Raw genomic sequence first — 13,206 nt, 5'->3', positions numbered from 1 at the left:
CAACCACGAACGGAATGGGGGGGCTCACGGGAGGGGGCGAGCGTGGCGCGGTGGCCACAGGACGAGCGGCGCCTCGAAGGCGCTGCGCCCGCTGGCCGGTCGACCGACCGACCGGGCGCGCGCCGGCGCCCGGTTCGTCCGGCGTCCGGCGTCCGGGAGCGGACCTCAGTTCTTGGCCACGAAGCACTGGCCGCCGGCACCCTGGAGCTGGGTGCACAGGCTGGTCGCCTCGGTCTTGCCGAGGGGCCCGACGCGGACGCGGTAGATCGTCTTGCCGTTGACCTCGGCCTGACGGATCAGGGCCGGCTGGCCGGAGAGCTGGCTGTATTTGCCCTGCATCTGGCGGAAGGCGGCCTGGGCCTCGCTCTCGCTGGTGCGGACGCCGAGCTGGACGGCGTAGCCGCCCCCGCCCGCGGAGGCTGCGGCGGGTGCCGCCGCGACGGGCGGCGGGGCGGAGATGGCGGAGGTCGCCTCCGGGGCCACGGCGGCCACGCGCTGGGGCGCTTTGACGCGCGGGGCCGGTGCCGGCTCCGGCGGAGTCGCGGCGGGCGCTTCGGCCACCGGGGTCGTCGCCACCGGCGGCGGCAGCCGGGTCGCGCGCTGGCGCAGGGACGGGCTGGCGGCGCCGTCGCCGGTGGCGCCCGGCAGGGTCATGGTCGGGATCACCGACGGTGTCGTCGCTTCGGCGGAGGTCTCGCGCTGCGGCGGCGGCGGGGGCGTATCGGGCTTCACAGAGACCGTGCGGACCCGACGGGGTTCGCCGAGGGACTCGCCGAGGCCGCCCTGCTGGGCCGGCTGGGGCGCCGCTGCCGGAGCGGCGCTGCCGGGGGTCGCTCCCCCTTCGCCGGTCCCGAGAGCCGCCCGGGCGGCCTGGGCCACGTCGAGGGGCTGCTCCTCGCGGTTGACGATTCGGATCTGGCCGTCCTTGGCGGTGCGCTCGTAGATCTGCTTGTTCTGGTCCGGAATCTCGACCCCATCGGACTTCTGCGGCGCGATCTTCAGGGGCGCGGTGTCGGCCAGGATGGTGGGGACGCCGCCGCTGCCGCCGGACTGGCCGTGCAGGCCGCGCCAGGCCAGGGCGCCGGTGACGCAGAGGGCGAGAACGCTGAGGCCGGCACCCACCGACACGAGGCGGCTGCGCTTGCGCGGACGCTCCAGGGAGCGGACCCGGTCGTCTGCGTCGTTGGGGGCGAATTCGGCCGCGTTGGGATCCGGATAGGCGCCCTGCGAATCGGCATAGGCGCCGTGATCGACGGAGGCGAGATACTGGTCGAAGGCGTCGGTCGGCGAGACCGGCTGCTGAGCGGCCTGGTGCACGGGGGCCGGGGCGTGAACGGGCGTGTGAGCCTCGACCTGGGCGGGGCGGCCCTGGACCGGGCCGTCGCCGAAGCTCGGCTCGATGCGGCCGCGCGCGGCGGCATCGGCGCGGGAATCGCGGGCCTGGAGCAGGGCGCGGAAGGGATCGTCCTGCCCGACGATGCGGGCGAGTTCGGCCAGGGGGTCGGCCTTGGCCGCAGCCGGGGCCTGAGCCTGGACGGGCGCGACACCCTGGACGGGCGCCTGGGCCGGCGCCGGAGGCTGCTGCAGATCCCGCGCAAAGGCGTCGAAATCGACCGTCGCCCGCGAAGCGTTCGTCGTCATGGCAGCATCCCTCTTCACGCCGAGATCACCTCACCGCATTTCGTCCGGCGCGGTGACGCCCAACACCGCGAGGCCGGAGGCGACAACGCCCCGCAACGCCTCAACGAGGGCCAATCGAGCCCGAGTGGAGTTTCGGTCGTCAGGATTAATAAACCGTAATTGCGGCAAGTCTTTGCCTTTGTTCCATAAACCGTGCAGCGACGAGGCCAGTTCGTAGAGGTAGAACGCCACGCGATGCGGTTCATGGGCGCCGGCCGCCGCCTCGAGGACGCGCGGGTACTGCGCGATCAACCGCATGATCTCCCCTTCGCCCGGATCGGTGAGACAGGCGAGGTCGGCCTCGCCCAGCAGCCCGGCCCGCGAAAAATCCTCACCCGGCATCGCCTGCGCGGCCTGGCGGAACACCGAGACGCAGCGCGCATGGGCGTACTGCACGTAGAAGACCGGGTTCTCCTTCGACTGCTCCACCACCTTGGCGAGGTCGAAGTCGAGGGTGGCGTCGTTCTTCCGGTAGAGCATCATGAAGCGCACCGGATCGCGCCCGACCTCGTCGACGACCTCGCGCAGGGTGACGAACTCGCCCGCGCGCTTCGACATCTTCACGGGCTCGCCCGCGCGCAGCAGCCGCACGAGCTGGCACAGCTTCACGTCGAGGGTGGCGCGGCCGTCGCTGACCGCCTTCACGGCGGCCTGCATGCGCTTGACGTAGCCGCCATGGTCGGCACCGAGCACGTCGATGAGATCGGTGGCGCCCCGGGCGATCTTGGTCCGGTGATAGGCGATGTCGGAGGCGAAGTAGGTGAAGGAGCCGTCCGACTTCAGCAGCGGCCGGTCGACGTCGTCACCGAACTCCACGGTGCGGAACAGGGTCTGCTCGCGATCCTCCCAGTCCTCGGGCAGCTGCCCCTTGGGCGGCGGCAGGCGACCCTCGTAGACGAGGCCCTTCTGGCGAAGCTCCGCCAGCAGGACGGGCACCTCCTCCTTGAGGGTGGCTTCGGAGAAGAACACGTCGTGATGGATGCCGAGGCGGGCGAGGTCCTCCCGGATCAGGTCCATCATCGCCGCGATGGCGAAGGCCCGCACCGTCGGCAGCCAGTCCGCCTCCGGCTGGTCGAGGAGAGCACGGCCATGGATCTCGGCCAGCCGGGCGCCCACCGGTACGAGGTAGTCCCCCGGATAGAGCCCCTCCGGCACCGGGCCGACGGCCTCGCCCAGGGCCTCGCGGTAGCGCAGGAAGGCCGAGCGGGCGAGCACGTCGACCTGCGCGCCGGCATCGTTGATGTAGTATTCGCGCGTCACGTCGCGCCCGGCCGCCACCAGGAGGTTGGCCAGGGCATCGCCGAACACCGCCCCGCGCCCGTGGCCCACATGCATCGGGCCGGTGGGATTGGCCGAGACGTACTCGATGTTGACCGGGCCCCCCGGCATGGTGCCGCGCCCGTAGGCCTCGGCCTCCGTGAGGGCGGCCCGGACGACGGCGTGGAAGGTGCCCGGGGCCAGCCGGAGGTTGATGAAGCCGGGGCCGGCGACACTGGCCTCCGTCACGTCCGGGTCGGCGCGCAGGGCCGCGGCCAGGGTCTCGCCCAGGGCCTTGGGGTTGGTCTTCGCCTCCTTGGCCAGCACCAGCGCGGCGTTGGTGGCCAGGTCGCCGTGGCTCGCATCGCGCGGCGGCTCCACCACCACGCGGGCGAGGTCGAGCCCCTCGGGCAGCTGCCCGGATTGGATGAGGGCCTGCACGGCGCCGCGCACGCGGGCCTCGAAGGTGGCGAAGATGTTCATGGTGCCGTAAAATTCCGTGTCCGGGGCTCGGCGGGGACGTCCGTCCCGCGGGGAACGCTCCGCCCCCTCGCCCAGGCCGCGGCATAGCAAGGGCGCTCCCGGGTGTCACGGCGGGCCCGCCCGCTCCGCTTCCGGTAAGCCCCCTCTCCGAGCACGGTTACCGACCCGTTGGCGGAATCGCGCCGTTTCGCGCCATCGCCGAGACGGCGCATTCGGTCTGTCGCACGAGAGCCGCAATCGCGCCCGCGAATCGATAAAATTGCGCGGATCGGCTTCAGCGCGGAACAGGCGCCGCGGCGGCACCCTGGCGGCATAGGACGTGAGGACGCCGCCATGGACCGGACGAAGACGATTGCGCTGATCCTGCTCGCGGTGCTGGCCGCGACGACCGGTGCGTCGACGGCCCAGACCCTGGCGGCCCTGCCCACGCCCTCCCCCGCCGCCCCGACCCTGGCCGCGGCCCGTCCGCTGCCGGCCTGGGCCGCCTTCTGCCAGCGCTATGCCGCCGAATGCGCGATCGACGCGAACGAGCCCAACCGCATCACGCTCACCCCGGCCATCTGGAACACCGTGGTCTCGGTCAACCGTCGCGTGAACAAGTCCCTGCACGCCGTGACGGACCAGGAGCACTGGGGCGTGCCGGATCGCTGGGACCTCGCCGAGGACGGTTCGGGCGATTGCGAGGATTACCAGCTGCTCAAGCGCAAGCTCCTGGCCGAGGGCGGCCTACCGCGCCGGGCGATGCGGATGACGGTCGTCATCGACGAGAAGGGCGAGGGGCACGCCGTGCTGACCCTGGTCACCGACCGCGGCGACTTCATCCTCGACAACAAGACCAGCGAGGTCCTGACCTGGTACCGGACGGGCTACGTCTTCATCAAACGCGAGTCGGCGGATACGGTGGCATGGGTCTCGCTAGGCGGGGTGACCTCGCCCGTCACCACCGCCAACCGCTGAGCATCCCGGCGGAGGCCGAACGGGCTCGCGGGCACCGGCCGTCCCAACGGCGTGGCGCGATCCGGAAGCATCCTCTCGTCGCACGAACCTGTAGGGAACCAACGCGCCCCGGTGCGCGTTAACACAGGTTTAACTTTCCGATTGAGCCTGGATCGTTCCCGTGTAAACCTTGTCGCTCCACCAGCGGGATGGCAGGGCGACCGGCATGCGGCACGCGATACTGCGAAGCGTCGAGGGACTGCCGCACGGGCCGCGTGGGAGACTTCGGCGACGCCTCGCCCGCACGGTGCAGTTCGGCCTCGTCGGGACCATCCTGCTCATCGGCGGTGCCAGCACCGAGGCCCAGACCGTCGCGGCCCTGCCCGATGCCGCGGCCCTGGAGGAAGGCGCCCCCGCTCGCCCCGTCGCCGCCTGGACTGCCTTCTGCGCCCGGATGCCCGCCGAATGCACCGTCGACACGACGCAGCCGGCCGTCATCGCCCTCACGCCGCGCATCCGCGACCTGCTGAACCGCGTCAACCGGCGGGTGAACGCCCGGATCAAGCCGATCACCGACCTCGCCCATTGGGGGGTCGTCGACCGCTGGGATTATCCCGACGACGGCTTCGGCGACTGCGAGGACTACCAGCTCCTCAAGCGCCGGATGCTGGTGGAGCGCGGCCTGCCGCGCCGGGCCCTGCGCATGACCGTGGTCATCGACGAGATCGGCGAGGGCCACGCGGTCCTGATGGTCCGCACCGATCGCGGCGACCTGATCCTCGACAACAAGACCAATGCGGTCCTGTCCGGCCCGCGCACCGGCTACACCTTCATCAAACGCGAGGGGCAGGATGGTCTGGCCTGGGTCACCCTGAACGGCGGGGCGTCCCCGGTGGCCACCGCCAACCGCTGAGGGCGGCTCCCGTCGGCACGCGAAAGGCCGCCTCCGGAGGGGCGCCCTTTCTGCGTCGGTGGTTCCAGATGTTGGCCGGGACCCGTCCGGAAACCGCGGGGCCGGCGGCGGGCGCTCAGACGCCCGCGATCAGGTGCGCGAGGTCGAGGGCGACGCGGCCCGACATCAGGCTCCAGCCGCAGGCGATCATCGTGGCGATCATCACGAAGGGAATCGGGCGGCGCTCCAGCCGGCGGCCACGCACGGTGTTGCGCAGGATGATGAAGGGTGCGCCGAAGGCCAGCATCGGCAGGGCCGCCACGGCCGTGACGCCGCCGCGCTCCAGCAGGCTGAAGCTCGCGCGACGCTCCGTGAACAGCTCGAAGGCGCTGGCGAGGAGGCCCGAGAGGGCGAGACCGACGCAGAGGGTCTGCAGGGAATCGAGGGCCGAGGGGCTGAGGGTCATGACGCGAACGCTCCACCATCGAGAGGCGATGTGGCGCGCACTGTGCCGCGTCGTTTACGAAACGTTAAGGGTTTCCTGCCGTCAGGGTTAAATCCACGCACAGGCCGGTGCGGCCTGTCGGGGCCCCGCGGCAGGCAGGGGACCTCAATCCTCGAGATCGATGTCCAGGATCGCCATGGCGAAGTTGAACGAGCGGTCGCCGTCCTCGTCGTCCACCGAGACCACGCCGAGGAATTCCTCGCCGATATAGACCTCGGCCGAATCGTCCTTCTTGGGACGAGGAACGAGGCGGATGTTGGTGTTGGCGAAGGTCCGGCGGAGGTAGTCCTGCACCTTCACAATGTCGGTCTTGTTCACGCTGATCGCCTCTCGCGTTCGGGTCGTCTCCGGCTCATGGCCGGTCGCGCGCGGCGGCCCCGAGGGCCTGCCGGCGGCCGGGGCCGGGCTGGCCTCCGCTTGCCACGCCATCGGAGGATGGGCAAGCCGGGCTTCGGATCGATCCCGGCGTGCCGGGCGCGCCGTCAGATGCCCTCGGCCATGTGAATGAACTGGTCCATGGCAACGAGCTGGTCCATGGCCCGCGACGGCTCGGCGCAACCGGCGGTGCCGACCACGCGGGCGGGCACGCCGACCACGGTGGTGTTGGCCGGCACCGGGCGCAGCACCACCGAGCCGGCGGCGATGCGGGCGCAGGCCCCGACCTCGATGTTGCCCAGGATCTTGGCGCCCGCGCCGATCATCACGCCGTGGCGGATCTTGGGGTGACGGTCGCTGCCCTGCTTGCCGGTGCCCCCCAGGGTGACGGCGTGGAGGATCGAGACATCGTCCTCGATCACCGCCGTGGAGCCGACCACGAGGCCGGTGGCATGGTCGAGGAAGATGCCGCGCCCGATCCGGGCCTGCGGATGGATGTCCGTCTGGAACACCTCGGAGGACCGGCTCTGGAGGTAGAGGGCAAGGTCGCGCCGCCCGGCCGTCCAGTACCAGTGGGCGAGGCGATGGGCCTGGATGGCGTGGAAGCCCTTGAAGTACAGCACCGGCTCGATGGCCCGGCTGGTGGCCGGGTCACGATCGAGCACGGCGGCGATGTCGGCGCGAAAATCCTGGCCGAGGCTCGGCTCGGCGGTGATCGCCTCGAAGAAGCCGTGGGCGATGAGCTCGGCCGGCAGCGAGGCATGTCCGAGCCGGGCCGCCACGCGGTGCGCCACGGCGCCCTCCAGCGAGGTATGGTTGAGGACGGTCGCCACGATGAACGAGGCGAGCTGCGGCTCCTCGCGCACGATCGCCTCGGCCTCGGCCCGCAGGCGCGCCCAGATCGGATCGCAGACCGCCAGCGGCTCGGCGCCTTTCGCGGCGATGGGGAAGGGGCTGGCGGACATCGGGGCCTCCTCTGGGCCGGGCGCGTCGCGTCGGGCCGAAGCGCGCCGCTACCCGACGCGCGGGTCATGCCGCGTCAGTGGGTTTCTGCTCCCGCCGCGCGGCGTTCCGGAATGGTCGTGTCTGTCTTCACGGGGTCCGGCAGAGGAAACCGGTGCCGGACCACGCATCCCATAGCTTGGTGTGCATCGCACGCCCGATCAAGAGCGCACGCTGTCCCGGTCCGATCGGTCGGGCCCGAGCCGTCAGGCGCTGCGGCGGTGGTCGAGGGTGCCGAAGCGCGCCTCGATGGCCTCGGCCAGGCGGTCGACCATCACGTCGACCGGCACGTCGGAGGTGTCGACGACCGACGAGGCGCGGGCATAGAGCGGCTCGCGGCTGGCCAGGACGGCGCGCAGTTCCTGCATGGCCGAGGGGTGGTCGCCGGTGGTGGTGAGTTCGCCCTGGTCGCGCACGCGCTGCATGTGCTCCTCGGGCCGGGCCCGCAGCCAGATCGTGAAGAAGGCCTGGAGGAGCAGGTCGTAGGTCAGAGGCTCCGCGACGATGCCGCCGCTGGTGGCGAGCACGAGGGGACCGGGATGCTCGGTGAGGCGGCGCAGGGCCGCCTGCTCCAGGCGGCGGTATCCCTCCTGTCCGTAGATCGCGAAGATCTCCTTCACCGAGAGCGCGTTCTCGCGCTCGATCTCGGCGTTGAGTTCGACGAAGGTCCAGCCCAGGCGATCGGCGACCCGGCGGCCGAGGGTCGACTTGCCGGCGCCCCGCAGGCCGATCACCGCGACGCGCGGCTGCGGAGCCTCGCCGCTGGCCGAGGACTGGCCGGACAGGATGCCCTTGGCCAGGGCGATCTGCTCCGGCGACGCGTTGCCGAGGAGATCGCGGATCACGTGCCAGTCCGGCAGGGTCTCCTGCCCGGCGATCAGGTCGTCCAGGCGCACGCCCATCGCGTTGGCGACCCGGCGCAGCAGGATGATCGAGACGTTGCCCTGCCCGCTCTCGAGCTGCGCGATGTAGCGCTCCGACAGACCGGAGGTCTGCGAGAGGAGCTTGCGCGACAGGCCCCGCACGGTCCGGGCATGACGAACCCGCCGGCCGAGATCAGCCAGGAAGGTCGATTCTTGTTCTACCGCGCCGGCCATGCCGTCGTCCGTTTCCTCGGTTCGCGGTCGGGCCGAAGCCCGCACGCAGGGTGCCACAACAGGGGGTCGATACCGGGACTATGCTCCCGGATATGGAAATATTATGCCCAGCTTCGGCGTTTCGAATCTGTCAAAATGCAACAACGCGGAACTTCGATGGCGGAACAGTGCCCTTGGATCGTTGCCGCGAGGGGGCCGAACCGAGCCCAAGCACGCTGCTTCGCATTGCACCATGTGAGGCGAGGCGCGGTCCGACGCAAGCGGTCAGGGGCACCAGAACGGGGGAAACCCGGAGAATCGGTTCGCTGCCGTCTCCGTCGGAGCCGTGACGGTCAGGCCGGTCTGGGACTGCCCTTGCGCGCAAACGCCGCGCGGGAGGAGCGAGGGCGGGGACGGCCTACTGCGCTGCGGCCGGCAGGGCCGAGGCCTCGAGCACGGTGCCGGCCACTGGAGCCTTCTTCGCCACCCCCGGCCGGCCGACCGCGGCCAGGGCCGGCGCTGACGGACGGCGGGGCGGCAGCGGAACTTCGATCGACTCCGTGAAGACGGCCTCGACCTGGGCGCCGGCCTGGGTCATGCCCGGGACGACGCCGGGATGGGGGCTGATGGCCGCCGCGGATGCCGGGGGGGCGGCGTCGGCCGGCGCCAGGGCCGCGACCGCGACCGTGCCGAGACCGGCGAGGGATGCGGGCCTGCGGGGCGGCAGCGGCACCGCGACCGTCTCGGTGGGAACGCCATTGGCGGCGGGGCTCGGGGCGTAGGCTAGGGCGGTGTTGGCGGCGATGACGGCGGGGCTGTCGGCGCGGGCGAAGGCGTTGGAGAAGGCCTCGCCGGATTTCGGCGTCTCGAGATCCTCGGGGACGCTGGTCTCGATGCCGAGGCGCTTGGCGGCGTAGTAGTAGCCCCGATTGTAGAAGTTGTAGGCCTGGGCGATGTCGCCCTTGGCGGCCCGGTAGGCGCCGGCGAGGTAGGCGATGCCGTAGCGGAGGTTCACCCGCGGGTCGAACAGGCCCGCCGCATCCCCCTGGTAGCCGAGGCCCCGGGCGGTCGCATGCTTGATCTGCATGAGCCCGAGGGCGCTGCCGCCCTTCGCGTTCGGGTTGTAGTTGCTCTCGCGCTTGACGACCTGGTGGACGAAGCTCGACGGCACCCCGTTGGCCTTGGCCTGCTGCTCGATCAGGGCATCGATGTTGTCCCGCGCCGCCGCACCCTGGGCCAGGGCCGCGCCGGCAGGGAGCATCCCGCACGGGAGGGCGACCGCGGCGATGGCGAGGAGCAGGAAGCGCTGGTTCATCGGAGACCCGGATCGTCCTTGTTCTTGGACGGTCAAGGTCCGGGCGAATTGAGGCCGGAAAGCGGCTCCGGCGGGCCGAGCGTGACCGTTTCCCCATGTGCTGTGTCGCACATGGCACAGTCGCCGCCGCCGTGTCCGGATTGTATCCAAAGCGATTCGCCAATGTTGCCAAGGGCCTCGCAGCATCGGAAGGGCGACGGCGCGCGGACCGCCTCAGCGCCGCAAAATGAATTCGTCGATGGCTTTCGCGAACCCGTCCGCATCGTTCGTGGCCGTGACGGCCCGCGCCGCAGCCTGGACGGCCGGCGCGGCGTTGCCCATCGCAACGGAAAATCCGCTCCGGGCGAACATCGGTACGTCGTTGGCCGCGTCGCCCAGGGTCGCGATCCGGGCGTGGTCGAGGCCGAGATGCCGGCTCATGGCATCCACGAAGGCGGCCTTGCCGGAGCCGGGCGGCGTCACGTCGAGATAGTAGGCCTGCGAGCGATGGACGTCGGCTCGCCCCGTCAGCGCCGCGGCGGTCTCCGTCTCGCAGGCCTCCAGGTGCGCCGCATCGGCGCTGACGCCGACGATCTTGGCGGCTTGGTCCAGGAGCGGTTCGAGGTCCGCGACCACGTTCGGCTCGGCCTGCAGGGTCCGGCGCTCGAGGTCGGTGTAGGGCCCCTGCGGATCGGTGAGGTTCCACTGCCCGCGGGCGAACACCCAGGTGGCGAGACCGGCCTCGGCGAAGCGCCGCACGGCCTCGCGGGCGGTCTCGGCCGGGATCAGCGTCTCCGACAGGAGGGTGAGATCGGGGGCGACCAGGGTGCTGCCGTTATAGGCCCCCATCGGCAGGGTGAGGCCGAGCTCGGCCACCAGCGACCTCAGACCCACGGGCGGCCGGCTCGACGCGATGGTGAAGGCGATGCCCGCCGCCTCCAGCCGCCGCACGGCCGCGCGGGTCGCGGGCGTCAGCCGCTTGTCGGTGGTCACGAGGGTGCCGTCCACGTCCGAGATCACCAGGGCGATCGCGGCGGGCAGCGGTTCGGAGGACGGGGGCATGGAACTCGGGGGGGCTCACGGTTGCGGGGCGCCCTCCCCCAATCCCAACCGGGCCACGATCGTTGCGACGATGGTCTCGGGGGCTGCATCGATGCCCACCGCCACGGCGTTCTCCTCGGGGGCCGGCGGCTCCAGGATCGCGAACTGGGTGTCGAGGAGGCCTGCTGGCATGAAGTGCCCCTGCCGGCGCGCGAGGCGCCCCTCGATCAGGGGGCGGTCGCCCGCCAGATAGACGATCCGCACCTCCTCCCGGCCGCGCACCAGCACGTCGCGATAGGCCCGGCGCAGGGCCGAGCAGACCACCACGCCGGGAGTCCGCTGCTGCAGCTGCGTGTCGATCCAGGCGCCGATCGCCGCGAGCCAGGGCGCGCGGTCGTCGTCGTCGAGGGGGTGCCCGGCCCGCATCTTGGCCACGTGCCCGGGGCTATGGAAGCTGTCGCCGTCGACGAAGGTCCAGCCGAGGCGCTCGGCGAGCCGGGACGCCACCGTGCTCTTGCCCGAGCCCGAGACGCCCATCACCACGAGGACCCTGGGCCTGCCGCCCGACGCCGGAATCTGACCTGATGACATCGTGCGCCCCGTCCTGGCAGCCGCCCCGGACGGGCGGGCCCCGGCCTCTTAGCAGGCCGCGGCGCCCGGAGGCTGTGCGGAAACATGCCGGACGAAGGCGGGTTTCCCCGGCCTCAGGAGGCCAGCGGCGTCCCCGGACAGGCGCCGGGCGACGCGGACCGCGCCGAGGCGGGATCGGGCGATACGGGGTCGGGCAGGATGGGCGCGAGCGCCCGCTCGCGCAGTCGCTGCGGGCCCAGGGTCATCGCGAAGAAGTCGTAGTACCCGCGCCGGTCGTTGGCCAGGAGGAACTGGAAGTGCATCCGGAACGGACGCCAGCGCACCTTCCGGTAGGTCTCCGTGCTGATGATCTCGCGGAACCGGGCCGAGCGCACGAGGGGGTTGGCGACCGCCCGGCCCTGAAGGTCGAGCTCCAGATGCACCACCGGGTTGAAGCCGGGGAAGTTCATCCAGTCCTGGGGCGCCTGGAAGTCGGCCCAGACGAGGCGCTGCGAGGTCACGAGACTGGCGATCTCGCCGCGCAGCCCCTTGGCCCCGCCCTGCATCGCCACCAGGGGCAGGCCGGACCCCAGGGTGACGAGGGCGAGCGTGGTCGTTCCGGTGCCGAGATGCGGATCGTGGGCGAGCACCCGGGCGGTCACCTCCACGGCGCTCAGGGCTCCCGAGGAATGACCGAGGATCAGGATCTCGTCGGGCGGGTCGCCGACCGCCAGGGCGGTGCAGCGGGCGAGGACATGCGCGGTGAAGGCCTCGAGCCGGCGCTCGTAATCCGGCCGCCGGCCCTGGCCGTGCTGCCAGTTGAAGACCCAGTCGTTCAGGAGCTGCCAGAAGAAGATCCGGTTGAGGACGGCTTCCATCGCCTTGATCCAGGCGAGGCCGATGAGGAGGCCTGCCGGCAGCGTCACCCAGAGCGGCCACCCGAGGCTGTGCCCGAAGGCCGTTCCCAGATGGGCATGCACGAAGGCGGCGATGGCCAGGGTGCACAGGGCGAGGAGCAGGACCATCACCAGCGGGTAGAGGATGACGTTGCCGTACTTCCAGTTCAGCCGGTAGAATCGCAGCATCAGGCCGGAGACGATGGTCTGGAGCGTGCCGAGGACCAGGAGGGCGACGCTGACCGGACGCCGGCGCCGGAAGTCCGCGCGGACGATGTCGTCCCAGAGGAGCACGTCGTAGGTGGTCTCGGCCCCCTGCGTGGCAGGCTGGCCGGCCACGCGCCAGCTCTGAACCAGCCCGTCGGCGCTGAGATGCGCAGCGGTTACCGTGCGTTTCGGCTCTCCGAACCGCTTGGCGTAGCGGGCCAGCTCTCGGACGAACAGCATACGGTAGCGGCTGCTGCCCTCAGGATCGTAACCCGGAATATAAAAGACGTGCCGTCGTCGGACCGATCCCGGAACACCCTGGGCTAGCCCAGGAGGTGTGTAGTCAAACGACGCTGTCATCGAATCCGGTTCTGCCGAAACCCAGGTCAGGCAAATTCACTGTTGCCTCCCCGACGAGAACGCACATCGCGTTGCTTCTTTCAAGTATCGTCTCGGACACGATTTTTTGGGAAAGACGTGGGTAGTGGGGACGGCTGGCGGCAGACGGGTGCTCACCGCGAGACTGTGTCCCGGCCGCCACGGACAGGGACCCGGCGATGGTCTAGGCAGCCCATGAGAGAAACCGACAGGCGATCCCGCATGCGCGCACTGCCTTTGGCCCTCTGCACCGTCCTGGGCACTGCCCTGACGGTGTCGGGCTGCTCGTCGCTTCTGCCTGCGGCCGGCCCGACGACGGGGGCGGTTGTTGAGGGGGCGGACGTGTCCACGAGCGAGGGGACGTTCGCCCGCTACGAGATCGTGGACCTGTCGGCGGCCACGATCGAGGCGCTGCGCGGGCGTGCGCTGGACAGCCTGCTGGCCTCCTTCGGGGACCGGCGCCCCTCCCTCGAGCCCGTGATCGGGGTGGGCGACTACGTGGCCGTCTCGGTCTGGGAGGCTGGCTCGGGCGGGTTGTTCTCCGGGCCCCTGGTGGCCGACCGCTTCTCGGCCGGCTCCAACCTCGGAGGCGCGCTACGTCCCGAAGGAGCTCG

Annotated in this window: 12 protein-coding genes and 1 pseudogene; 3 read left to right on the top strand and 10 right to left on the bottom strand. The window is 71.2% G+C overall.

Features of this window, described 5'->3' with window-relative positions; translation table 11 throughout:
* Positions 1-165 precede the first annotated feature (165 nt).
* The gene (locus tag ASF41_RS06670) at positions 166-1,641 is read right to left on the bottom strand and encodes an SPOR domain-containing protein (protein WP_056491832.1); all 1,476 of its coding nucleotides are present in this window, start codon (positions 1,639-1,641) and stop codon (positions 166-168) included.
* Between the two features lie 30 nt (positions 1,642-1,671).
* On the bottom strand, positions 1,672-3,420 hold the full coding sequence (gene argS, locus ASF41_RS06665; protein WP_056491829.1) for an arginine--tRNA ligase: 1,749 nt from the start codon (positions 3,418-3,420) through the stop codon (positions 1,672-1,674).
* Positions 3,421-3,753: 333 nt separating this feature from the next.
* Between argS and ASF41_RS06660 the strand changes: the two genes are divergently transcribed.
* Together ASF41_RS06660 and ASF41_RS06655 are read left to right on the top strand one after the other, a co-directional pair.
* Complete coding sequence (locus ASF41_RS06660; RefSeq protein ID WP_056216378.1) at positions 3,754-4,377, top strand: transglutaminase-like cysteine peptidase; 624 nt, start codon at positions 3,754-3,756, stop codon at positions 4,375-4,377.
* A 205-nt stretch (positions 4,378-4,582) separates the two neighbouring features.
* Positions 4,583-5,269, top strand: a complete 687-nt coding sequence (locus tag ASF41_RS06655) for a transglutaminase-like cysteine peptidase (protein ID WP_056216376.1) — start codon at positions 4,583-4,585, stop codon at positions 5,267-5,269.
* 115 nt (positions 5,270-5,384) lie between these two features.
* Here the strand turns inward: ASF41_RS06655 and ASF41_RS06650 are convergent, their stop codons facing one another.
* From ASF41_RS06650 to ASF41_RS06615, 8 genes are all read right to left on the bottom strand, one after another.
* Entirely contained in the window at positions 5,385-5,714 is a 330-nt protein-coding gene (locus ASF41_RS06650) for a DUF6949 family protein (protein ID WP_055950713.1), read from the bottom strand.
* 144 nt (positions 5,715-5,858) lie between these two features.
* The gene (locus ASF41_RS06645) at positions 5,859-6,071 is read right to left on the bottom strand and encodes a DUF3126 family protein (protein WP_055950709.1); all 213 of its coding nucleotides are present in this window, start codon (positions 6,069-6,071) and stop codon (positions 5,859-5,861) included.
* 164 nt (positions 6,072-6,235) lie between these two features.
* Positions 6,236-7,093, bottom strand: coding sequence for a serine O-acetyltransferase (gene cysE / locus ASF41_RS06640; protein ID WP_055950704.1), 858 nt, complete (start codon positions 7,091-7,093; stop codon positions 6,236-6,238).
* A 243-nt stretch (positions 7,094-7,336) separates the two neighbouring features.
* Complete coding sequence (locus tag ASF41_RS06635; protein WP_277996197.1) at positions 7,337-8,272, bottom strand: helix-turn-helix transcriptional regulator; 936 nt, start codon at positions 8,270-8,272, stop codon at positions 7,337-7,339.
* A gap of 352 nt (positions 8,273-8,624) precedes the next feature.
* Positions 8,625-9,521, bottom strand: a complete 897-nt coding sequence (locus ASF41_RS06630; protein ID WP_056216369.1) for a transglycosylase SLT domain-containing protein — start codon at positions 9,519-9,521, stop codon at positions 8,625-8,627.
* 213 nt (positions 9,522-9,734) lie between these two features.
* Positions 9,735-10,562, bottom strand: a complete 828-nt coding sequence (locus ASF41_RS06625) for a Cof-type HAD-IIB family hydrolase (RefSeq protein ID WP_056379632.1) — start codon at positions 10,560-10,562, stop codon at positions 9,735-9,737.
* 15 nt (positions 10,563-10,577) lie between these two features.
* Positions 10,578-11,132, bottom strand: coding sequence for a gluconokinase (locus ASF41_RS06620; RefSeq protein ID WP_056349932.1), 555 nt, complete (start codon positions 11,130-11,132; stop codon positions 10,578-10,580).
* A 113-nt stretch (positions 11,133-11,245) separates the two neighbouring features.
* Positions 11,246-12,574 carry a hypothetical protein gene (locus tag ASF41_RS06615; protein WP_056216363.1) on the bottom strand — a complete coding sequence of 443 codons (1,329 nt, stop codon included), beginning with the start codon at positions 12,572-12,574 and terminating at the stop codon, positions 11,246-11,248.
* Positions 12,575-12,814: 240 nt separating this feature from the next.
* Here ASF41_RS06615 and ASF41_RS06610 point away from each other — a divergent pair.
* Positions 12,815-13,206 (top strand): annotated as a pseudogene (locus tag ASF41_RS06610) (sugar transporter); the annotation flags it as partial.

This window comes from Methylobacterium sp. Leaf111, assembly GCF_001423285.1.
Classification (GTDB): Bacteria; Pseudomonadota; Alphaproteobacteria; order Rhizobiales; family Beijerinckiaceae; genus Methylobacterium.
The sequence above is the reverse complement of the archived record's forward strand: the minus strand, read 5'-3'. Positions and strand labels throughout refer to the sequence as shown.